Raw genomic sequence first — 22,466 nt, 5'->3', positions numbered from 1 at the left:
AATATAGGCCAACATTACTCAGATTTGTAATGCTTCAACTCTTCCTCAATATAATAATTTACCAAATCCCGGTAAATATTTTCTACCACATCAGGATTCAAACCCGATTCCAAAGCCCACTCGCGTCGCTGTTGTAACATAGCCTGAAAGCGATCGGGCGCTCTAACGCTAGCTTCACTCGTTTTGAACCGGGCTGCTGCGATGACGTATTGAAATCTCTTGCTCAAAGCATCGATCACTTCTCGATCGATGATATCAATTTCCTCGCGAACCTCGTGAATATTGGCACATTCATCAGGATTTTTCATCTGCTGCACTCCTCAATAGCTTGTTTTCTCATGTTACTCAATTGAACTCGGAATGTCAGTCGATTTTAGATTTTAGATTTTAGATTTTAGATTGACTCTACGAATTAATCTGAGAAATTGAACTCTTAGTCTAAAATTTGGGGATCGCTTCTCAGCAAGCGTCGGTGGCTGCCATTTTTAGGCGAGGTCATCCAAGGAACAGCTATATAAACACTAGCGGCTTATTTTTGAAAGGAGCAAAAGCGGCAGCATCAAAGCGGTACAAACTAGCAGGGCGCCCTGCACCTCGCGAAACCTTAACACGGGTATCGCACAAAAAGCCCAATTTCAACAATCGAGCTCTAAAATTAGAATAATCAGAAAAATTTTCCCCCAAAATAGTAGTATACAATTGATACAGATCGCTCAAAGTAAAAAGCTCCGGCAAAACTTCAAAAGCTACGGGACTGTATTCAAGTTTGTTGCGGAGTCGCCGGTATCCGTATTCGAGAATTTGATTGTGATCGAAGGCTAGCTTAGGAACTTGTTGGACGGGATACCAAGCAATGCCGCCGACGCGGTGCCCGACGCCCGCAACTACACTTCCAGCAATCAATTCAGCTTCTTCAAACCGCACCAAAGCAAAATAACTCACCGAAAGATAGCGATCGCCCCTGGTGAATTCTCTCGGATCCCGCCCGGGTTCTCCAAAAGTATACAGTTGCTCCAGATACAAATTTTCTACTCTAATTTTCTCCGACAAAATCCGGTAAGCTGCATTTTCCAGAGACTCTCCGTGCCGTACCAAAGTACCGGGAAGACTCCAAGAATCGATAAATGGTTCGTCTTGTCGCATTACCAACAGCACTAACAAGCGGTTCTGTACGGTATCGACGGAGAAAATTACATTATCTACTCCTACTTTAAAGTCAGCTAACGAGCAACCTTCGCTCTTTTTTGTGCCTCGTGCCATGCGTACAAATGCTCCCGATTAATGTAATCTTCGATAGTCGGAGTTAGGGCTTCGGTGTCTCCTGTTTCGCGATAGGAAGTTGAAGAAACATCGGGAGCGTTCAAAGATGCGATCGCCACTTCTGCACCCATGCGCCTCAACTGCCACAAATCTAACTGTTCTGATGGATAACCAGGGCGCGGTACTATCAACAACTCTACTTCTTTTAACAACTGTTCAAATTTGTACCAGCGAGGCAGTTGTCCCACCAAGTCGGAGCCTATTACCATCGTCAACTCTGCATCCGGCCACTGCAATCTTGCTTGTTCCACGGTTTCTAGCGTCCTCGGGCTGCTGAGTTCTGGATGCAAGCAAAGGTTGTGTCTGGGCGAATTAATTTCTTGAATGATTAACAGCAGCATTGCCGATCGGTGTTCGAGGGATGTTTGGTGCGACTTGAAAGGATTGTCCGACGCCCAAACTGCTACCCAATCAAAATGCTGAGAAAGCCAATTCAGGATTGTTTTGTGTCCGGCTGTCGGCGGATCGGCGCTGGTTCCAAACAAGGCAATTTTTTGCATAGGGAATTGGTAATGGGGAATGGGGAATTGGGAATTGGGCATTGGGAATTGGGCATTGGGAGTTGAAATAAATACTAATAAACCAAGGGTGTCAACTTAATTATCAAACGTAGTTCAAAGCCTGCTGTTTGATGATTAACCTCTCGATCCCCCCTAACCCCCCTTAAAAAGGGGGGGACAAGAGCGATCGAATTCCTCTCACAAAGGAGGGACTGTAAGCTTTCAAAGTCCCCCTTATTAAGGGGGATTTAGGGGGATCTAGACGCTTTGTAGAAGCGAGATATTTCATGAATTTTAGTCGGAACTTGACACCAATAACTAATGAATGATGAATGATGACCAATAACTAATGACTCTTTTTCGTTTTTTGAGTTAGACTCTGCAAATCGGTAGAAATTTCCATTGGCGGCGAAATCGGGTTATTTAGTTGGCGAGTTTGTGCAGGCAGACTGGCGACAGAAGCCGCAGTTCGTTTGGCGATCGCCTCCAAACTTTCCGGCTCCTGGACTCGTTTGCCATCCTTGACAACCAATTGCATCAATGGTATGCGAGAAGCAAAATTATGATTTTCTTCTACTGTTAGTCCCAAACAATCGCCGATAATTGCTCCATCTTTCACGGTTCTAAAAATTTGCTTTCTTCCTGGATATGTTACCTTGCCGCTGGCCTCTTTCATCACGGGCATCCCGTCTATTTCGACCAACTTATAAACACCGTTGACAGGGGAACCGCTGACCAACTTCGTTCCCAAACCGTAACCGTCAATGCAAGCACCGGCACTTTTTAATTTAGCAATTTCGTGTTCGTCCAAATCACCGCTAGCAATAATTGGCACCCCCGGAAGGATCGATCGCACTTCCCGCGACAATTTTACCAAATCCCCCGAATCCAGCCGCACGCCTTGCAACGGCATTTCACCGCTGTTTGCTCGCGATGCCAAAATCCGCGCCGCCGCCACAGTATCGTAAGTATCGATCAATAGCGGTGCGCCGGGAAAATAGCGGTGAAAAGCTGCAAACGCCTCATCTTCGCTGCCTTCTTGAGCCGACACAGCCATTACCAAAGCATGAGCCATAGTACCCACAGGTTTGCGGCCCAACTTCAAAGCAGCCAAAACATTAGAAGTACCATCGAGCCCAGCAGCCAAAGCCGCCCTCGCCGCCCACACAGCAGCTTGAGGCCCAAAAGCCCTGCGCGTCCCAAATTCCAGCAACTTAGCCTCCGGGCCCGCCACATCTCGCAGCCGCGCAGCCCGCGTCGCAATTAAAGTTTGATAATTGATCGCATTCAACAAATAAGTTTCGACTAACTGAGCCTGCCACAGAGGAGCCTCGATTCGCAATAGAGGTTCGTTGGCAAATACCGCCGTCCCCTCGGGTACCGCCCAAACATCGCCAGTAAAGCGGGCTGTGGCGAGTAGAGTCCAAAATCGCTCCGGGGCCCCAGCAAAAATTCCGGTGGACTGCAAAGCCTGAATTTGCGCCGGGGAAAACCGCAATTTCTCCAGATAGTCTAGAACTTGGGCTAAACCCATGGCGATCGCATAACCAAAACTCTCTGGTAGCCTCCGCGCGAACAATTCAAAACTCGCAGGGCGATCGTCGAGGCCTTCCCCGACGTAACAAGCCGCCATCGTTAGCTGGTAGAGATCGGTCAACAGGCTGTAATCTGCTGGAGAAACCGTCAATTCCCGATCTTCTAAGATTTCCTCAAAACCTGTGAGGTGCAGGCTTTCTGTCGCAGTTTTCATAGCTAAAAACCCCGGACAAACTTTGTTTTCTTAATTATAGTAATAAATACCATATATTTTTGTAAAGGTTTGATTAAGATTGCTGACACCATCTAAGCAAATTCTTGATAACCGCGTTAAATAGAGAGTTTGAGGTTGATTGCCGGATATCTATTATGGTAGAATCAATTAAAACGACTAACTTAACAATCTCAGCAATTAACCCAAAGAACTCGATCGCCGCGGTTTTTTGAGGAAATTTGAGGAAAATATTTCGTTGCAGCGGTTAAACAGCCTTGAAAAATCTGGTTTCTGAAGGTTGTGATTGTTTGGGTTGAGCAAAGAAAAATATACCAGGAGACTGGGGCGATCGTCCAAAACACTGAATTTATAAAAGCTTCAGTTTGCTTCGATGTTGCAGACTAATAAGTAATTCAAACAAATATTGCTAGAGCGATCGCAGGGCAGAAACTCAGACTAATCTATAAAGTATCAACAGCCAGAAAAGAGAGGCGGTTCTTATGAATCTTTCTAAATCTGTGGTAGGCGCAATGCGTTACGTTTCGGAAGCTGCATCGAGAATTTTTAGACGGAGCGATGACGATTATCCGGCTACTGGCGTTCAGCCTTTTGAACGTAAGCCACCCAAAGGTTCTAAATGGGAAAGATGAAAAGCCGATCGGGCTTTTCTAGCGAGGTAGGCAAAGACATTCGTCTCACACAATAACGGTAAATTTTTCAACTACTTTGAAATATCTTGAATTTTCCCCAGCTAAGCTTTGTTTAGCTGGGGTTTTGCCGTTATAAGTTTGTAGTGAGGACTTCAGTCCTTCTTTTTATGAGGACTGAAGTCCTCACTACGAACCCATTACCCATAATTGATTTAGGAAAAAGCCGATCGCCCCGCTGCCGATTGGTACAGTCAAATTATCAATTCCCAACTTAGACACCGACTCCAAAGTAGCAGCAACCAAAGCCACAACAGCCGACACCGCCCAAGTTTGCCAAACATTGCCTTGCACGAAGAGCAAAATCAAACTGCTAACAGCAAAACTCACCAAATACATAGTTGCAGAACCTTCCCAACTCTTCTGCATTCCCCAAACTCGATAAAGATGTTTGCCGTATTTCTGCCCGATGACAGCGGCCAATCCGTCCCCCCAAGTCATCACTAAAATGCCCAAAGCAGCGTATTCCTGATGTTGCATCGGCCAAAACCAAGCGACGAGAAGGCTGATACTCACAGCATAGAAAAAAGTCCCGAAACTCTTGCGGTTGATACTGTTAAGACTCCGTAAAATCGGCACTTGGTAGGAAATTAGGGCGATCGCACCAGCCAAAAAACCAGCCGAAATCCCCACCCAGTCGGGTATTTGCAGCCACCAAGCCAGCAAAATCACGTTTCCAGTACCGATGTGAACCACCTTGCGCGATACCTCGGCACCGACAGCAGTAAAGCGATTTAACCCTTCAGCCACCAGCAAAATCACGCCCAACCAGGCTCCCACGAGGGAAATTTGTAACCAGACAGTCGGAATTTCAGACAATATAAACACGATATTTAGGAAAAACTGCGATCGGGCACTGTGTACTACTTTAGTGGAAAGCGCGATCGATGTTAGAACCCCGCAGCCTTAAAGTGCTGCGGGGAGCTGGCTGTTATGTTTTTTTAGGTTGGTCTACTTAAAACCTGTGCTATGCTATAAGCAAGTCTAGGGAAAAAGCTATGACTATTTTAGTAGAAGAACTCTTGAATACCTTTGAGCGATTAACAGACTCAGAACGGTTAGATTTGGTATTGGAAATTTTGAAACGGACTGTCGATTTAGACTTTCCGCCCCTGTCTGATGACGATTTAGTTCTGAATGCTGAGGGAATTTTTCTAGAGTTAGATGAGGAAGAATCCGTATATGAATAGTCCAGATCGTGGTGAAATATGATTAGTCGATCTAGGTTATATTGCGAAAGTCAGACCATGTTTGGTCGTGAGTATTCCTGCTTTAAATCAAGACCGGGCCTTAGCTACTCTAGTGCCACATACAACAAGTCTACGCGGTTCAAGATTTGAGGTAAAAGTCAAAAATAAGTTCCTCCGAGAAGGAGTATTTGACGTACAAAATATGATTACAATCCCTCATGCAAAGCTTCTACGCAAATTGGGAAGTCTGACATCCGAGAAAATGCTTTAAGTAGAAGAGGTAATACTTTTGTGGTTGGGATTTAAAGAGGACAGTGCTGAGGAAGAAGAGGAGTAAGCCGAACCCTTGACGTTTTGAAATAATCAGAAAATCTGACTGCTATGCAATATGTCTTAATTATTCATGAAGTCGAAAATTATGCAGCTTGGAAAAAGGTATTTGACAATGCTGCAAATATCCGCAAAGAAGCTGGCGAGCGCTCCTATCAGGTTTTGAAGTATGAGAATGAACCCAACAAAATTGTTCATTTCTCCGCGTGGACATCAACAGCAGATGCCAGGGCATTTTTTGAGTCGCCTGCATTGGTTAAAATTAGAGAGGAAGCGGGAGTCAAAGCTCCTGAATTTATCTATTTAGACCAATTAGAGTCAGGAGTATTGTGAAAGACGCATTCGTATAATGTCAGTATAAAAGACTCGGCGGTTTCAACCGCCGTTTCATCTTTCACAACTCGCGTTTCAACAATTCCCGCACAGCCGCAAAAGCCCTCCCCCGACACTTTTCGGGCAGCAGCGACAATCCCAAACCCGCCCACATTTTCGCCTCAGAAACCGACTTTCCAGCTCGCACCATCCGCCGCCCTTTTGCCGTTTCACCCACCTCAATCAACCGCAAACCAAGCGCTAATTGAGTTTCTGCAATCCTCTTGAGCCTGACTGTTTCCAACTTCTCGGACTCAAATTCGTAGCTGGTCAAATAGCGCAATTTATCGCTTAAATAGGGAATTGCCCGATCGCATCCTTGCTGTCCTGGATGAAATCGATACTCCATCAACAGCTCGGGCAAGTAATAGCACTTTTTGCCCGCAATTGCAAGTCTTACGAACAAATCGTTATCTTCGCAATTTTGCCAATTCGGCCGCAGAAATCCGACTGTTTCCAGCGCGCGGCGTCGAAACAAAGTTGCGCCTATTTGCAAACTTTGTCTCAGAAAAACTGTAGCAAGTAAATCTTCAATCATTCCAGACGACAACTCAGTGCGGCCCCACCGCTGCGAATTCAGTTGTGTCTGGTTTTCGTCAATGTTGTTGTTGATATCAATGACCCAATGGTCGGTACTAACAAAATCAATGCTGGGGTTTTTATCTAAAATAGCAGATGTCCGCTCTAGAAATTGCGCGCTGAGGCGATCGTCATCGTCAAACTTGATAAAATATTCGCCCCTAGCCGCTGCAAAGCCCGATCGCATATTATTGCTTTTACCGATATTCTGCGGGTGGCGAATGTAGCGAATCGGGCGATCGACAAATTCCGACATCAACAGCGCAGTCGTGTCCGTCGAACCGTCATCGCAGACAATTAATTCAAAATCTGTATAAGTTTGATCTAGCACGCTGGCGATCGCACTAGCCAGCAAATTCACTCGATTGCAAGTAGGAATGCAAACACTAATTTTCGGCACTACGACTATTTTCAATTTTAGATTGTGGAAAAAATTCGCACTTCAGTCCAGGGAAAGAAACCACCAATGCCCAATGCCCTGTTTGGCCAATGCCCTGTTTGGCCAATGCCCTATGCGCTATGTATTTTAATTTAAACGAGCCGTACATTCAAGAATTAACCTTTGATTCACCAAAGCAAAAGGTTGAATTTCCAAAGCGCGGCGAAAAGCTCGAATAGCACTTCTGTATTCTCCCAGAGCAGCGTAGCACAAACCCAGACCGTGCAATGCCCCAAAATGCACCGGATTCAGTTGGAGAACTGTTTCGCAATCTTGGATCGACCTTTTATAATTTCCTTGGGTATAGTGAAGTACGGCCCGCCGGTTCCAAGCTTCAGCAAAATCCGGCGCTTCCGCAATCAGTTTTGTCAGCAAATCCAAAGCGTGCCGAACATCTCCTGCATCTAGCGAAACTTGCGATCGCCTGAGAACTTGCATCCCGTACTCACCCTTTTGGTTAAACCAAGTGCGCCAGAGTTCTGTAGTAGCCCGATCGCGCACGCTTTCGTCAGACTTTTTCAAGTCTTCGAGCAGCGCCTTAACAGATAATTCGTCCATAGGTGGGAAGATTGTTAAAAAAGTTTTATCAATCAATTTTATCGCGACAGCGGCAACTTTATTTATTCAACATCCCATGCAAATTTTAATGCTTTCCTCGACTTTTCCCTATCCGCCAAGCCGCGGAGGAACTCAGGTAAGGACATTTAATTTGTTGCAATACTTGAGCCGGCGGCATGATGTAATTCTCGGTACTGTGCGATCGCCCGATGTCACCGATGCACAAATCGACGCATTGCGAGGGCAAGTCACAGAATTGGCAGTTTTTGAGACTCCTGGGACAGTTTCAACCGGGATAACTGGAAAAATCCGGCGTTTTAGTCAATTTTTATTGTCCGGGACGCCTCCGAACGTACTCTCCAGCTACTCTCAAGCAATGCAAAATTGGGCAGACAATTTAGTCATAGCAGGCAAATGCGATGCTGTTACCTGCGAACACAGCGTTAACGAGATTTACGTGCGTCCAGAATGGCGGCAAAAACTGCTAACAGTTGCAAACATTCACAGTTCCGTTTGGGGAACTTGCAGGGAAATGTTAGCTACCGGGACTTCCCAAAACCCTCTGCGCGATCGACTAAATTTACCGCTACTCGCCCGCTACGAAAAACGCTACTGTACCAAATTCTCCCGCATTGTCGCCACCACATCCACAGATAAGCAGCAACTCCTAGAATTGCTGTCCTCGGAGGGCCTCGGAGGGAAAGCAGATTTTTTTGTACCTCCCATTGATGTGATTCCTAACGGCGTGGATTTGGCAGAATTTCCCTATCGCGCGATCGATCCAGGAGGACACACCTTAATCTTTGCAGGCGCCATGAACAATTTGCCCAATATAGACGCGGCCAGGTTTCTCAGTTTGCAGGTACTCCCAAAGTTGCAGCAGCGGTATCCCGATGCTACCCTCACCCTAGTCGGTACCTCGCCAGTCCCCGAAGTCCTCGCCTTGGGGAAACTTCCGGGAATTCAAGTAGTAGGCAGGGTGCAAAGGGTGGCAGAATATTTGCATCAGGCTGCTGTTTGTGTGGTGCCCATGCGGATTGGTTTTGGGATTAAAAATAAAACTTTGGAGGCGATGGCTGCGGGAACGCCTGTAGTTGCTAGCGATCGAGGTTTGGAAGGTTTAGCCGCCGGTGGCGGGCTTTCCCCGACAAGGGCCTTGCGGGCAAACGAAGTTCAGGAGTATGTTGAGGCGATTACCAGTTTGTTTGAAAATTATCAGTTAAGACAGGAACTGTCTCTGAGGGCGCGATCGCTCGTGGAAAGCCAATATACCTGGGATATCATAGGTCGGCAGTACGATCGGCTATTCCAATTTTAAACTCTAAATTCTAAAATCTAAATTCTAAAATTTCGACGATGGAACACAAAATAAACTCCTCAAAAAATCGACCCAAACCCCCAGAAAATCCCAAAGTTGCTCCTCCTCCCACAAGACGCCGCCGCCAAAACCGACGCGCCAAAAAACTTCAAGAGTCCCAGCTTCCCATACCCGGTGCCCCAACTCCCGCCAGATATCCCTGGAAAAGACTCGTAGCTAATTTGACAGCCCTCAGCGTCTTGTGCGGCTGTGCAGCTTTGATGGGAGGCGGCGCTTGGCTGAGTTACCAGCTAATTGTCGATCCCAACGGCAACAGATTGATCTCTCAGTTTGTACCTGGATGGTCGCGCTTGCCTACAGGTAGCAGAGATACCATCCAAACTCTCGATCAAATCAAAGCCAGCATCCGCAAATTGGGATTCATCACCGGCGAACCCCTGCCGCTTCCTGTTGAGAAATCCGCAGATAATTCTATTTCCGATTTGCTGTTGCCGGTGATGGTAGAAAGAACAGTTAATGCTTCTACAGTTTGCAAAAATCCTTGCCGTCAAATTGTCGAACTTCGCGTGTACAAGCGGGTGCAACTTCCCGATCGCGATTCCGATACCGTACAGTATTTTCAGCTAGCCAGTTCAGTCAATATAGAAGGCCCGGCGGAATCTTTTGTCATTGCTTCTTTGGATGACTCTGAGTCCAACAATCAAGCCTCAAATCAGTCGCTACCGCTGACAGAACTCCGCCGCTTTGACGGCAAGCCCCCCGAATTGGGCATTTGGTTTAATGTCAGCGGTAAACTCGTGCGGGGCGACAAGAAAATTCCCTACGGACAAGTCGTTCGCTACAACCCCAGTCAAAATCATTTAATCTCGCTGTTGGATTGGGCGAGTGCAGGTGGACAAGCGCCGAATTGGCAGCAAATTGTTAAGGGGCAAAACCCCCAGTTGGCGATCGACCAAACAATTGGTTTAGAACCGCAATTTACCATTTATCAAATTGGCCCGCGCAAATTTCTGCCGAACCCAGTTCAATTAACCGCGATTTCCTTAGAAGAATTTGCCTTCAATGACCAGACTTATAAAAATGGGCTGCGGCTGGCAAAAAGCGGACTTTGGTCTCCGGGATTAAATGTCATGCGATCGGCTAAAGCCAAAGCCGGTCAGAATTGGCCCGCAGTCGCCCAAGCTCAACTAGAGACGATCGAATTTCATGCTAAAATTACCCGTGCTCAGGCGATCGCATCTTGGGCCAGTCCCAGCCAACAAGTGCTCGCACAATTAATCGACGGCCGCTGGAGTCAAGCTTTGCAAGTATTTGAAGCCGATCCCAGCAACACTCACGAAATTGCCACAACGCTCAAAAATGAAGGCGGACGGATCATGAACCGCGTAGACGCCGCCTTGAGAGTCAACGCCGCTGACGCCGATGTCAAAGCTTGGGGCACCCTGATTGTAGCCTCACAAGACGGAACTCGCGAAGCGATGAATTGGCTCGACCAGCAACCAGATACTGACAGCGAAACTCGAAGTAGAATTCGCAATTTGGTCAATAAACTTGAGGAAGCAGTTTCTCAAGCTGAAAATTTAGAAGACCACAAAAGTCAAATTATGGGTTCTGCTACTTTAATTAGCAGTATCAATCCCGCTGAGTGGCTGGAACCAGAAGCGAAAAACGAGTTAAAACTGACCGGAGAACAAGTTTGGTATCAGGTACAAGTAGCCAGTTTTTACGACGGAACCCGCTGGGTTAATCCCCCCTTTGCAGATGTAGAAGTCCGCTCTTTTCCTGCTACTCAAATCAAGTGGTTGTGGGGGCGCCTGGGCTTGCAGGCTGACCCCAAGATTAAGATAGAGGTAGCGATGGCTAACGGTCAACAAAGAGTCGCTGTGGGAACCGTGAAAGCAGTGCAGATTCAAGACGGAAATCTGCGGTTGCTAGCAGCGGTTGACAAGCGATCGTAATCCTGGAAAAACCTTCGGCAGAGGGAAAATTCACGGACGCACTCTTGGCACAAAGAAACCTGTTTTTTCACCATTTCTGCCCGTCGCAACAGAAGTATTTCCGCAAAAAAACCCAGTTTCCGGCCACCCGTGCGTTCAAAACAAGGAAGAAGTAAAAAGTTTTCTTCTCCCCCTCTCCCCCTCTCCCCCTCTCCCCCTCTCCCCCTCTCCCCCTCTTCTCTAGATCTCCCCCTATAGAGATCGGACAACAATGCAGACAACAATTTTGTTAAGTTAATTTACACCACTTGCACACAAAAAACCCGAGATGTTATAATGCGCTCTTTTTCGAGAGTGCTGCAATCATCTGTCGTTTGACCGCTTTAGCCCAAAGCTCAAACTCCAAGCTGTTGATATCGTTAATTTTCACTTCCTCAACAGGCTGATGTGGGGCTTCTTTCTGTGCTGTAGTCTCCATTGTTTTTTTCCTCGTTCAAAAAAAGTTATTAGTCGATCGTAATCAGTCAGCATCATACCTCTATTTTATGTAGTAATTGCTGCCATTAGTTATACTAAATACATAGAATTTAACGATTAGATGCAGTAAATACATCTTGATAATGCAATTTGTGAATAAAATCTTAAGAATCCTGTAATCCTTGCTATATATAGGTTTTTCCTGACATAAGAATGTAACAAATTACAAATTATGGCAATATCAAACCAAGATTCATGTTAACAAAGTTTTGTTAAATGAATGTATTAGCATATACAGCAAAAATATATTTAATTCAATTTACAAAGGGCAATAAAGGCGATCGGCGCATCTCCAAGTCCCGGTCAATATAGCCCTACGGGAACGCAGATCCGCCCCAAAAGCCTCCCGACTGGTCTCCCTCGCTGTCTCCCGCTCCAAAACAGCCCAATAACGCATATCCGGAGTTTCGCACAAGAATCTTCCGGAACATTCACCAACAGATATGAATCTTAGAAAGTATCACCAGAAAACATTTTTTTCGATTAATTCACCAATCGAAAAAACCTGCTCTCTTATCTGCAATTGAGGTAATCAGCTTGGCTTGAACAGCTTTTCATCTCTCAAGAGGAATGCCGTCACATCCAAGTTTAAAAAACCTTACCTAAATTCAGTTTAAATTTTTTAGGCTGCTTCTAACACACAACTTAACTTATTAAGGAGAACCTCCATGAAATTTGTAAAACTCTTGCTAGCCACAGTATTAACCACTGCTGCTATCAGCCCCGCCCTTGCTGCTACTCCATCAGTTCAAATATTAGGTGCAAGCTACGGCGGTAGCGGTTGCCCAGACCGCTCAGCCAGCGTCAGCGTCAGCCCCGACGGTCAAGAACTCAGCATCCTATTTGATAAATTTGTAGCCCAAGGAAATGTCTCATCAGAAACCCGGAAAAGCTGCAATTTGAGCATTCCCATCAAAGTACCCCAAGGCTTCCAAATTTCGATCTACGATGCCGATTATCGCGGTTACGTTGCTCCTAAAACCAGCGGAAACCTCAGAGCAGAATACTTTTTTGCTGGAACCAAGGGCCCCGTTTTTTCTCGCACTTTCAACGGCGAAACGAACTACAACGTTCGAGATAGCCTAGCCACTGTAGCAGATGTTTGGTCTCGCTGCGGCGACAGTGTAAATATGCGAGTCAATGCTGCGATGACAGCCCGCGGTGCCGGCACAGCAACCGTTGACTCCTTCGATTTAGCCCATCGCGGTTTAGTTTATCACGTCAAATATCGCACTTGCCGCTAAGCATAACCGCTAAAAAAAACATAACACCGATGGCCCGGTTTCGTACAGAAATCGGGTCATCGGTGTGCGAATAATGATAACTACTAAGACTTATATAATTTCCCGAAAAATAGGCTACAATGATGCTTAGGCTTTGAGGAATATTCGATGAAAGTAAACTACCAAGAAAGAATTGATTTAACAGCCAACGAATTAAAACTACTTCTGTCGCAGCAACGAGCCTTGACTAATCGCTCAAAAATTCAGGCACTTTATTGGTTAAAGACTGGATACAGCCAAAGCCTTACAGATGTAGCTGAACGTTTAGGTGTACATAGAATTACTGTACATAGATGGTTGAAACAATATAGTGATGGTGGTCTGCCAGAACTGTTGAAAATACGACAAGCGACTGGTAGACCCCGAATAATTCCCTCAGCAGTAATAGCAGGAATTGCCAAAAAATTAAGTGAGGATTCCTGTGAGTTTACAACTTACAAAGAAATTGTGGCATGGGTAGAAGACAACTATCAAATATCAGTTAAATATCAAACATTGCACAAGCATTTACACTATCGCATGAAAGCAAAATTAAAAGTACCAAAGCATTAGAGTAACAAAAAAGTTAATGATGCAGTATACTGAGTTTTTAACAAGCACTATACAGCCTAGAATTGAATTCAATCGCTCGGCTATGGCAGCACATAAAACAATAACTGAGTTGTAGGATTTATGATAATTGTGATACTTTTAAATAAAAACATTGCACTTATATTGAATGCTTTTTAACAATAACAATAGTATCTCTAACCGGATGGGATTACATTTGATCGGCTTTAGCTACTGTTACATGACCTTTAAAAATTGATATTAGGTTTGTAGTGAGGACTTTAGTCCGCATAAAAGTCTGAGGACTAAAGTCCTCACTACAAACCTTATTTCTTCTTCCTTCTTCCTTCTTCCTTCTTCCTTCTTCCTTCTTCCTTCTTCCTTCTTCCTTCTTCCTTCTAAAACACAGTCGCGTCACTTTCAATGTGAATTGGCGGTACTCCACCAGCCCTCAATTCTGTCGCAATTTTCCGCCCCGCCGCCCAAGTTCCTCCCTGCAAAATCTTCACCAGCGGCAATTCTGTCGCACTCAAATGCAGCTTTTCTCCCATAGCTGTGGCAATTTTATCTAAAAGAATCACCGTGAGCGATCGCCATTCTACTACAACTTCCGAACCCGGCAAATACCTCCGTTGAAAAACAGCCGAATCTTGTGCCCGTAGCAGCCCCATATCCAAACACAAACCGCCGTTACGATACCCCGGCAATCCCGTCAACTCGTCCAATCCGACGACGTACAAACCGAGTTTTTGTAGCGGTTCCAACAGCGAATAAGTCAACCACTGCGAGAGTTTGTGAAACGGCACAAATTCATCTCCCAGATTTTCTCCTTGCAAAGCCCGATGCCGCCAAACATCACCTAAATTAACGCCACCAATGACATATCTTCCCGGCTAAATTTCCCCAAAACCTGTCAAAACAGCGCTCAATATTTCAGCACAATCCACAGTTTTGATTCCAGAAACCCGACTGTCAAGCAAGTATTGTGCCAAATTGCCGGGACGCTGGTTCTCGCTGCCAAACAATAATGGATGTTGGCAAATTGCATTCCCCAAACGCTGCAACAATTCTAATCTTTCTGTTAAACCAACTAGCGGATTGTCTCGACTTACTTGAAATCCGGCCGCTAAGGTTTCTAATTTTAATTGAGAAAGTCCGCGAAAATCAGCTTGCCAAGGAAAATCTGGATTGCTGGAAAAAACACCTTGACAAAACATCCGAAAAGTGGCTATTGCTAACCCTTCTGAACGGCGGTAAATTTGTTCGGTTTCTGCTTCACAATACTGCCAATCTGCGCCAGCACCCGCACCGAGTAAAACGCTGACAATTGCTAAATCAAATTTGATCTTAGCTTGTTCTATGAGGGAAAATTCTGTTAAAGCTGCATCGAATTGGGTGAGTCGCGGTTGGTTGCCAGCTTCAAAATGCCGCCACTGACTGTGAAACGGAATATTAAAATCGGGATACTGTTGGCGGGTTGTGTCGATTACATAATTTGCTACTTTGTCGAGTTGGGATAAATCGACACAGAAGAAATTGAGTTTATTTTCGGAGGCTAAGTTAAAAAGCCGATCGCACTTTTGGCGAATCGCAGCCGGCGTTCTCAGATATTCTACAGCCTCTAGCTCAATATTATTCAACTTCATCGAAAATTTTGGGTTTGAAAACCCGTGCTAGAAGCACGGCTTTACATTTTGGCTAGGCTTGTGCTGAACTAGCCATATTTCTAGGGAAAGTTCTATGTACCTGACTCAAAAAATCAGATGCGCGGACTTGCTACCAAAGAGTTTAACACCTTGCGAGAACTCTGTCGGTTGAGTCAAAACCTTTACGGTGTATGGTTTTATACTGTCTGAGTGTATTGCTTCCAATCTGGCAAACACCTTCGCTACGAGTGTAACTATTACTACTTCTAGGGAAACGAGAACTATCAACAGTTGAATACTGATATAGCTCAACAGAGCTTGAAAGTAGTCGATCGAACTTTTCGGAGTTTCTACGACTCGATAAACCCAGTTAGAGAGGGGAAACTATCAACAAAAAATTCAACTCCCTCACTATCTCACGAAAGAGGGTTATATCGTGTCCGATCCCTTAACCGTAATTAGATTTGTTGGTAGTGCGTCCTGGTGTCCGCTCTCATGTTGCGGACACCAGGACGCACTACGAACTATCGTAGAAGGGCAGCGGAGTGTCAAACCACTAAACATCGGTAAACATCATTTTCCTGAAAAAAGTCAAACTGACTGTAATCTAACAGATTATCTAAGATCGCATTTTTATCGATTTTGATCAGCTTGTATTCCCACTTCGAGCCACTGACTTCCCGTTTTATTTGATCGGAAACTATTACCGAATTTTTTTCGGTAGCCGGAGATACTATTTTACTTAAGTCTTCCAGCCTGTCGGCGATGTTAATATCTTTTCCGTAAGTGCAAGACCGAAATATATACAAATTTCCTTTAGCAACTCCCACAGACAAACCGCAAGGTATTTTATGGCCGTGTATAAAAAGTTTCCAATTTTCGCACAAACTTTCCATGGCGGCTAAGGCTGAGTGAGCTTCTGGGAAAGTCAACAAATGGGAATCGCCAACAATACTCCGAATTGTGCCGCCATATTCTTCACAAACTGTTTTTTCAAAAGTATCGAAGTTGGTGAGCAAATATTCAACGTCTCTGATGGAATTAGATTCTTGATAAGCTATAAAACCTCTCAAGTCGGCTTTAATTATTGCTTGATTTTCCACAATTCGCGTCTTGTAACTTTGGTCAACTTTGTAAACCTTTTCAGGTTCGCTCATTCCTTTCAAAGAAAACTCGTTGACAAAAGATGTTTGCACTTCTGCTTTGTTGAGGGCCAGCCATGCTGCTTGGGACAAATATATTTCATCCTGGGGAGTTACTGATTCTATACGCGCTGTTAAATTTACCGTATCGCCAAAGATATCTTTATCTTGATGCAAGACATCTCCCAAGGTAATCGACACGCGAATAGCTAATCGTTCGTCGTTCGATTTGCTAGATTGTTGGGTTCTCAATTCTTGCTGCATTTCTAAGGCTGCCATAGCGGCTGCTGTGACGCTGGGAAAAATCAGCCAAAATGAATCACCTTCTCCTTTGATCAAACTTCCTTCATTTCTGGTGCTAATATCTGAAATAAAAGTTTTATGCTCGTTCAACAAACTACTTAAGTCCGACTGAGATAATTTTTTAACTCGGGCGGTATATCCGCAAATATCTGTTTTTACGATAACAGTAGAACGCAAATTAGCCATAACCTACCCTGACCGATCAAAAACCAGTAATAAATTTAATTTGGCAAAGATGCAACTGTTCGCCGACATTTGCATTTTTTGCCTTTCAATCTCCTTGCATCGCGTCCGATCGCTTCTGCAAGAATTGTAGCATCTGGCACAGGGTCTGGCCTGTAGTAGCCGCCGGCTTTTTTGGCGGCGATTTCGACTTGTGCGCCTGCGGGAATCCAATTTTGGGGAATGGGGATGCGATCGACTACTTGAATGCCAGAATTGATAATAACATTGTATTTGAGATGGCTTATGGAAACTAAACGGTCAATGCGAGGGATATCTAACCAGTGCACCACGTCTGGCATTAGTTCTTGAAACTGCATATCTTGAACTCGTGCAACACATTAGCGTGCAAGTAAAATACGCATTAGGGCGATCGCCACCTTCGAGCCTTTTTATGGCATTGTACACCAAAAACTTAGTTAATTTTCCCAAAGCTCTGCCTTTTTTGCGGAAATAAACAATACCCCAGAACCGCCGGATTGTGCCGTTTGGATGCAAATTTCGATACAGCGTACCAAATCTGGACAGCAACAAGTGCAGATATCCGAACTAAACACGTCAGAACCGTTGCATTCATGGTCTATCCGTACCGCCAACTGCTTCTGTGGGTAAGAAATATTCGCGATATTGCCAAGAATATAAACCGTAGTTCCACCTATTGGCGGCAAGAAAACGTGTCAATCTGGCCGTGTCACTAAATCCGAGAACATACAGCCTCTTCGATCGAACATTACACGGCGGAGAACGCTTTATTTAACGCCGATATGCCTCACAATTTCAGGCAAATATTATACTGGATCGATCGCAATCTTAGTTACTGCCAAATTACGACTAGCTTTGATAACTTTGTCATTAATTAGCACCCGAATGAAAAAATGTCATTTGTGGTTGATGGCTGATGGCTAGACGACAATAATAAAGCTAGATATTTAACTTAAGTTTCTATAAAAGTTTTATCTATTTTATTTTTGAATAAGATTTTTTTAACCGCAGAGGGCGCAGAGGAGCTAGAATATATAAAAATAGAGAGATATTCACAATTTCAGCAATAGTTGCTATAGTAATAACTGGTAATTTTTAATTGTAAATAAAATACCAAATCAGAAATTTAATGTTTCCAAGTACATCTTATTTGCTAAAAAATGGTCGCGTACCCGCATCTCTTCTAGAGATGAACTCGATCGCCAATTCAGCGTCTACTATCACCACAACAGCCGATCGCAATTTTTGTCTGGTAGATCTGGAAATTGCCGCCGGCGCGATCGCCCAAATCATCCCCACAGCTACGGAACCTTTATCCCAACTTCCAGATATCCCCATTGTAGACTTGCAAGGCGGCTTAATTTTCCCGTGTTTTGTGAATATGCACGCGCATTTGGATAAAGGACACATCTGGGAACGATCGCCCAATCCCGATGGAACTTTTGCGGGCGCGATCGATACAGTACGCGCTGATGCCGAAAAACACTGGAATGCAGAGGATGTTTACCGGCGGATGCAGTTCGCCCTCCAGTGCAGCTACGCCCACGGAACCAACGCGATCCGCACTCACATCGACAGCGCAGGAGAACAGGGAACCGTTAGTTTAGCAGTATTTGCAGCGTTGCAGGCCGAAGGGCGCGATCGGCTAAGTTTGCAAGCAGTTTCCCTAGTTTCCCTCGACTATTACCTGACACCCGCAGGCGAAAAATTAGCCGACAAAATTGCCCAAATCGGCGGCATTCTCGGCGGCGTCGCCTACATGAATCCCGATTTAAACAAACAACTCGATCGCGTATTTAGCTTAGCCCGAGAACGCGGTTTAAACCTCGACTTCCACACCGACGAAACCGACGATCCCAAATCAACCACACTGCGGGAAGTAGCAAAAACCGCCATCCGCCATGAATTTGCAAGTCAAATAATCTGCGGACACTGCTGTAGTTTAGCCGTACAACCGCCAGACTTAGTAACAGAAACTTTGACATTAGTCAAAAAAGCAAATATTGGCATTGTCAGCTTGCCGATGTGCAACCTTTACCTGCAAGACAGACAATCTGGGCGTACACCGCGCTGGCGGGGAGTGACGCTGCTGCACCAACTTAAAGCAGCAGGAATTCCCGTCGCAGTGGCTAGCGACAATTGTCGCGATCCGTTTTACGGATTTGGCGATCGCGATGTTTTGGAAGTCTTGAATATGGCAGTCCGCATCGCCCATTTAGATCGGCCTTGGGAAAATTGGCCGCGTACAGTCACAACCACACCAGCCGACTTAATGGGATTGCCGAATTTGGGACGAATAGGAGTTGGTTTACCCGCAGATTTGATTTTGTTTAAGGCGCGGAATTTTAGCGAATTGTTATCTAGATCGCAGCGCGATCGCACAGTTTTGCGGCAGGGTAGAGAAATTGATACAATTTTGCCCGATTACCGCGAACTAGACGACTTGTTGCAGGAAGATTCGGCGGTTGAAACCGCAGCGACAGAAACAAAACCCGGATGGTGCGCGGGTTGAAGAACACATTGTTCGTGTAGACGCGGTTTCAACCGCCGTCCTATCTTGTCAAGTGACAACAAATTTGATATAAATATAAAACCTGATGCGATCGAGGATGTTTTAAGTGAAAGCAGTTATTTTATTGTCGGGAGGGCTGGATTCCTCAACTGTTTTGTATCAAGCCAAAGCCGACGGCTGCGAGTGTTACGCGATTTCCTTTGACTACCAGCAAAGGCACCGGCGGGAGTTGGAATCAGCACGGGCGATCGCACTTTCAGCACAGGTTAAGGCGCATCAGGTGGTAAACTTTGACTTGACGCTGTGGGGCGGTTCGGCTTTGACGGATAATGAGATGGAATTGCCGATCGATCGCAACCTTGCAGAAATGTCGCAAAACATCCCCATTACCTACGTTCCAGCTAGAAATACAATTTTTCTCAGCTTTGCCCTCGCCTACGCCGAAACCCTACAAGCTGAGCGAATTTACATTGGAGTCAACGCTTTAGATTATTCCGGCTATCCCGACTGCCGCCTCGATTACATCCAAGCAATGCAGGAAGTATTTCGCTTGGGAACCAAGCAGGGAAGAGAAGGAGAAGCTATTAATATTGTCACACCTTTGATCGAACTGAAAAAAACCGAAATTATTGAATTGGGCAACAAGTTGGGAGTGCCTTGGGAGCAAACTTGGTCTTGCTATGCAGGCGGCGAAAGTGCGTGCGGCGTTTGCGATTCTTGTCTGCTGCGGCTGGCTGCTTTTGACGAATTGGGATTAAAAGATCCGGTGCCTTACGCTTAATATTGCAGGTTGGCAATCCGCACCAATTGATTTTTTAACTCACCGCAACTCACCAGTTTGTAGGGTTTGCAATACAGACAGGTTGATTTTGAACAGCGCCGCACCCCAGCAGTCTCCTCAAGTTTCAGCGTTTTGATTGTGAAACCAAGCTCTCAGAGCAATTTTCCTTGCTTGAAATATGAAAAAATATCAAAGAAAATAGGGATTTTCTGTTTTTTGTGCATTTAAAATTTACTACATCAGACAGTGCTGAGTACATAAAGCCAGCACTGTCTGGCACGATCGTTAAATCAGGCAATTTTAGGCGGATTTTGAACAATAACAGTCTCTAGCTTCGTTATTTAGGCAAAACAAGGAGATAAATTCCAGCGAATATGGCCGTTATTTTGCCTTACCAGCGCGGTATATAGGCGTTGCACAAAGTCAGCCAACTATTTAATTGGAAAGTCTACTTACAAGTACGGTATTGACTCGCAGATGGCTGCGAAAAATATAATATTTTTTCAGTATTTATACGATTGGCTATTCGAGTTTTAGGAGATTATAGTTAAGAACGAATGCTTTAACAAACAAGAGCGATCGCTATTATCGCCATCATTTGCTACCAAATTTTAGATCCAATCTACTCCGGCATTCGCACAATTGTAGCTGATAAAGAATGAATTTGCGACTCAGGAAGCATCCTAATTGAACCATTACATGATGAACACTAAATCAATGACTACTAATCCTTCTTTGCTCAGCTCCACATCATTCGATCCGCTGTCACCTTCGGTAGACTTATCTGTTTCCTTCGCGCAAAAGTATCTACAACAAATGAAAAGCGGTGCCGCTACGATTGTGGGTGAGGAGAAATTTGTCGAACGACGGCGTATCGGAATGGCAAAACAAATGTTGACATCCCTGCGTTCTGTGAGTGCAAAATCCTGGACTAAAACTGACTACCTATTGGCAGAAACCTTAGTTGAACACGCTATAGATACGGATCTGATCGATCCCTGGTATATTTCTGGTGGTATTCATCAAGTTTATAAGTTTGCGATCGAAGCCTACAGTCAGCAACTGTCGCCCTATCGTATAGTCAACAAGGTGAGTCCAGTTCTCGGACAAGTCCGACAGCACGTTACAGCAATTGACCCCCGCGTGATTGGCTTTGTGGCGATGCAGTATCACTACACTGGAACGCAGTTGATGGAATTGCTTCCCGAGGGAGAACAGGAGAACTTTGGTAGCTACGTCAAGATGCTAGACGATCATTTATATATGCCACTGCAACGCGCATACCAAGCGGCTGCCAAGCATCCACCGAATTCGATTCCGCTGCAATCTGTTCGCCTGCTAATGTCGAAGATGAGCTATATTGCTGAACGGGTAGTCGATCGGGTAAATGAACTTTACCCACGCTATCGCTGTTATTCTGGGCTTCTCAACAGTGAACGTATCCGTACATCAAGTGTTCGCGATGTCGAGATGTTTCAGGTTTATATGTGGGTTTGTTTGCTGGAAGGCAATTTGCACGCGCTAGAAACCGAACTGTTTCCCCTGTGCGTGATGATTTACCCTCGACTGAATGTCAGTTGGGAACTCGTCAGCCAGATGACTCACCTACTGCGTAAGGAGATTGGGGCTTGTCTGTCACCCGAACAAGCACAGTATTGTGAACCCTTCTACGAAATTCTGCGCCGTATGTTTTCAGAGGAAGTTTTCCCAAATCGTTGATACCGCAAAAACTCTTACGAACAGCACAAAGCTTGATATTAAAGGACTTTAGCTTGTTCCTCCAACATTAGTTATTGTCCTGTTCATTTTGAATTTAGTTTTGCATTTAATCTGACTAAAAGCCGATCGACATATTTGCGATCGCCGCTCGCTCCGAAGTTCGTAGGGTTCTCTACTAGAGTCAAACCCTAATTATTTCCTACTCGCTTCAAGTCGGACGCAGCTTATACGTTAGTGACTTGGATATTCATTATTTAATTTTAAAAGGATTGTTGGGAGATGAATTATTCAGGTATTGATAGCTTTACAGAATTGGGTAATCGAAGACTGATGCAAACTCGCTTCGATCAATTTGCTGGCGACGGAACCGAATTTGCGATAATATTGATAGATATAGATGGATTCATATATTTCAACGATCGCTACGGTCATGCGGAAGGGGATGAAAAACTGAAACTGATTGCTAAGTTGATTTGCCAAAATTTACCCGATGGCATAGATGTCTTTAGAGCAGGTGGAGAGGAATTTATTATTATTATAAATAATTTAAAAATGGCAGAAGTTGTCTTACTAGCAATGCAAATTTGTAAAGCAGTTAATCAGAAGTTTTCTCATCTTCCGCCATTGGAAAGATTTTTTAGTATGAGCGATCTCAGTTATGTAAAAGTTAATTTTCCGTTGACAGTATCTACTCCACGATAATGCCGGGGCGGGTTTATAGGATTTATTGTTTTTTTCAAATACCTTGGCGAACCCGCCCCCTCCACGATAATGCCGGGGCGGGTTTATA

The 22,466-nt window shown here is 44.9% G+C and carries 23 protein-coding genes and 1 pseudogene; 12 read left to right on the top strand and 12 right to left on the bottom strand.

Going from position 1 to position 22,466, the window contains the following annotated elements:
- Nucleotides 1–14: 14 nt before the first annotated feature.
- From JGK39_RS18340 to JGK39_RS18325, 4 genes are all read right to left on the bottom strand, one after another.
- Nucleotides 15–308 carry an isochorismate lyase gene (locus JGK39_RS18340; RefSeq protein ID WP_293251945.1) on the bottom strand — a complete coding sequence of 98 codons (294 nt, stop codon included), beginning with the start codon at nt 306–308 and terminating at the stop codon, nt 15–17.
- A 202-nt stretch (nt 309–510) separates the two neighbouring features.
- A complete protein-coding gene (locus JGK39_RS18335) occupies nt 511–1,260 on the bottom strand; it encodes an NUDIX domain-containing protein (protein ID WP_293190239.1) in 750 nt (249 codons plus the stop codon).
- Nucleotides 1,221–1,820, bottom strand: coding sequence for a nicotinate-nucleotide adenylyltransferase (locus tag JGK39_RS18330; RefSeq protein ID WP_293251943.1), 600 nt, complete (start codon nt 1,818–1,820; stop codon nt 1,221–1,223). The genes JGK39_RS18335 and JGK39_RS18330 overlap by 40 nt, the downstream gene beginning before the upstream one ends.
- 346 nt (nt 1,821–2,166) lie before the next feature.
- A complete protein-coding gene (locus JGK39_RS18325; protein ID WP_293251941.1) occupies nt 2,167–3,570 on the bottom strand; it encodes a nicotinate phosphoribosyltransferase in 1,404 nt (467 codons plus the stop codon).
- Nucleotides 3,571–4,070: 500 nt separating this feature from the next.
- Here JGK39_RS18325 and JGK39_RS18320 point away from each other — a divergent pair, with 500 nt between their 5' ends.
- Complete coding sequence (locus tag JGK39_RS18320; RefSeq protein WP_293297014.1) at nt 4,071–4,220, top strand: isochorismate synthase; 150 nt, start codon at nt 4,071–4,073, stop codon at nt 4,218–4,220.
- A gap of 186 nt (nt 4,221–4,406) precedes the next feature.
- Here the strand turns inward: JGK39_RS18320 and JGK39_RS18315 are convergent, their stop codons facing one another.
- Nucleotides 4,407–5,105, bottom strand: coding sequence for a diacylglycerol/polyprenol kinase family protein (locus JGK39_RS18315; RefSeq protein ID WP_293251937.1), 699 nt, complete (start codon nt 5,103–5,105; stop codon nt 4,407–4,409).
- 170 nt (nt 5,106–5,275) lie between these two features.
- Between JGK39_RS18315 and JGK39_RS18310 the strand changes: the two genes are divergently transcribed.
- The 3 genes from JGK39_RS18310 to JGK39_RS18300 all read left to right on the top strand — a co-directional run bounded on the left by JGK39_RS18310 (nt 5,276) and on the right by JGK39_RS18300 (nt 6,130).
- A complete protein-coding gene (locus JGK39_RS18310) occupies nt 5,276–5,467 on the top strand; it encodes a hypothetical protein (protein WP_293156198.1) in 192 nt (63 codons plus the stop codon).
- Nucleotides 5,468–5,507: 40 nt separating this feature from the next.
- Entirely contained in the window at nt 5,508–5,738 is a 231-nt protein-coding gene (locus JGK39_RS18305) for a type II toxin-antitoxin system PemK/MazF family toxin (protein WP_293297021.1), read from the top strand.
- Between the two features lie 110 nt (nt 5,739–5,848).
- Nucleotides 5,849–6,130, top strand: coding sequence for an antibiotic biosynthesis monooxygenase (locus tag JGK39_RS18300; RefSeq protein ID WP_293182407.1), 282 nt, complete (start codon nt 5,849–5,851; stop codon nt 6,128–6,130).
- Nucleotides 6,131–6,191: 61 nt separating this feature from the next.
- On the opposite strand, the gene JGK39_RS18295 is transcribed toward JGK39_RS18300, so the two are convergent.
- Entirely contained in the window at nt 6,192–7,148 is a 957-nt protein-coding gene (locus JGK39_RS18295) for a glycosyltransferase (RefSeq protein WP_293297012.1), read from the bottom strand.
- Between the two features lie 126 nt (nt 7,149–7,274).
- Nucleotides 7,275–7,745 (bottom strand): tetratricopeptide repeat protein, encoded by a 471-nt coding sequence (locus JGK39_RS18290; RefSeq protein WP_293251933.1) that lies wholly within the window; start codon nt 7,743–7,745, stop codon nt 7,275–7,277.
- Between the two features lie 76 nt (nt 7,746–7,821).
- Between JGK39_RS18290 and JGK39_RS18285 the strand changes: the two genes are divergently transcribed.
- Together JGK39_RS18285 and JGK39_RS18280 are read left to right on the top strand one after the other, a co-directional pair.
- Nucleotides 7,822–9,063 (top strand): glycosyltransferase family 4 protein, encoded by a 1,242-nt coding sequence (locus JGK39_RS18285; RefSeq protein WP_293251931.1) that lies wholly within the window; start codon nt 7,822–7,824, stop codon nt 9,061–9,063.
- A gap of 38 nt (nt 9,064–9,101) precedes the next feature.
- Complete coding sequence (locus tag JGK39_RS18280; RefSeq protein ID WP_293251929.1) at nt 9,102–11,021, top strand: hypothetical protein; 1,920 nt, start codon at nt 9,102–9,104, stop codon at nt 11,019–11,021.
- A 310-nt stretch (nt 11,022–11,331) separates the two neighbouring features.
- On the opposite strand, the gene JGK39_RS18275 is transcribed toward JGK39_RS18280, so the two are convergent.
- Nucleotides 11,332–11,478, bottom strand: a complete 147-nt coding sequence (locus tag JGK39_RS18275) for a hypothetical protein (protein WP_293251927.1) — start codon at nt 11,476–11,478, stop codon at nt 11,332–11,334.
- A 727-nt stretch (nt 11,479–12,205) separates the two neighbouring features.
- Here JGK39_RS18275 and JGK39_RS18270 point away from each other — a divergent pair.
- Together JGK39_RS18270 and JGK39_RS18265 are read left to right on the top strand one after the other, a co-directional pair.
- Complete coding sequence (locus JGK39_RS18270; RefSeq protein WP_293251925.1) at nt 12,206–12,781, top strand: DUF4360 domain-containing protein; 576 nt, start codon at nt 12,206–12,208, stop codon at nt 12,779–12,781.
- 147 nt (nt 12,782–12,928) lie between these two features.
- Nucleotides 12,929–13,372, top strand: a complete 444-nt coding sequence (locus tag JGK39_RS18265) for a helix-turn-helix domain-containing protein (RefSeq protein ID WP_293251923.1) — start codon at nt 12,929–12,931, stop codon at nt 13,370–13,372.
- 395 nt (nt 13,373–13,767) lie between these two features.
- Here JGK39_RS18265 and JGK39_RS18260 read toward each other — a convergent pair.
- The 4 genes and pseudogenes from JGK39_RS18260 to JGK39_RS18245 all read right to left on the bottom strand — a co-directional run bounded on the left by JGK39_RS18260 (nt 13,768) and on the right by JGK39_RS18245 (nt 17,350).
- Nucleotides 13,768–15,015 (bottom strand): annotated as a pseudogene (locus JGK39_RS18260) (URC4/urg3 family protein).
- Nucleotides 15,016–15,563: 548 nt separating this feature from the next.
- Nucleotides 15,564–16,646, bottom strand: a complete 1,083-nt coding sequence (locus JGK39_RS18255; protein ID WP_293251919.1) for an adenylate/guanylate cyclase domain-containing protein — start codon at nt 16,644–16,646, stop codon at nt 15,564–15,566.
- Between the two features lie 35 nt (nt 16,647–16,681).
- Nucleotides 16,682–17,002: a hypothetical protein gene (locus JGK39_RS18250; RefSeq protein ID WP_293251917.1), complete on the bottom strand. Its 321-nt coding sequence runs from the start codon at nt 17,000–17,002 to the stop codon at nt 16,682–16,684.
- A gap of 99 nt (nt 17,003–17,101) precedes the next feature.
- Nucleotides 17,102–17,350, bottom strand: coding sequence for a hypothetical protein (locus JGK39_RS18245; RefSeq protein ID WP_293251915.1), 249 nt, complete (start codon nt 17,348–17,350; stop codon nt 17,102–17,104).
- 443 nt (nt 17,351–17,793) lie between these two features.
- Here JGK39_RS18245 and JGK39_RS18240 point away from each other — a divergent pair, with 443 nt between their 5' ends.
- The 4 genes from JGK39_RS18240 to JGK39_RS18225 all read left to right on the top strand — a co-directional run bounded on the left by JGK39_RS18240 (nt 17,794) and on the right by JGK39_RS18225 (nt 22,378).
- Nucleotides 17,794–19,176, top strand: coding sequence for a cytosine deaminase (locus JGK39_RS18240; protein WP_293251913.1), 1,383 nt, complete (start codon nt 17,794–17,796; stop codon nt 19,174–19,176).
- Between the two features lie 106 nt (nt 19,177–19,282).
- Nucleotides 19,283–19,957: a 7-cyano-7-deazaguanine synthase QueC gene (queC, locus tag JGK39_RS18235; RefSeq protein WP_293251911.1), complete on the top strand. Its 675-nt coding sequence runs from the start codon at nt 19,283–19,285 to the stop codon at nt 19,955–19,957.
- A gap of 717 nt (nt 19,958–20,674) precedes the next feature.
- A complete protein-coding gene (locus JGK39_RS18230) occupies nt 20,675–21,676 on the top strand; it encodes a hypothetical protein (protein ID WP_293251909.1) in 1,002 nt (333 codons plus the stop codon).
- 279 nt (nt 21,677–21,955) lie between these two features.
- Complete coding sequence (locus tag JGK39_RS18225) at nt 21,956–22,378, top strand: GGDEF domain-containing protein (RefSeq protein WP_293297010.1); 423 nt, start codon at nt 21,956–21,958, stop codon at nt 22,376–22,378.
- The last annotated feature ends 88 nt before the right edge of the window (nt 22,379–22,466 follow it).

This window comes from Microcoleus sp. PH2017_12_PCY_D_A (genome assembly GCF_020738565.1).
Lineage (GTDB): Bacteria > Cyanobacteriota > Cyanobacteriia > Cyanobacteriales > Microcoleaceae > Microcoleus.
The sequence above is the reverse complement of the archived record's forward strand: the minus strand, read 5'-3'. Positions and strand labels throughout refer to the sequence as shown.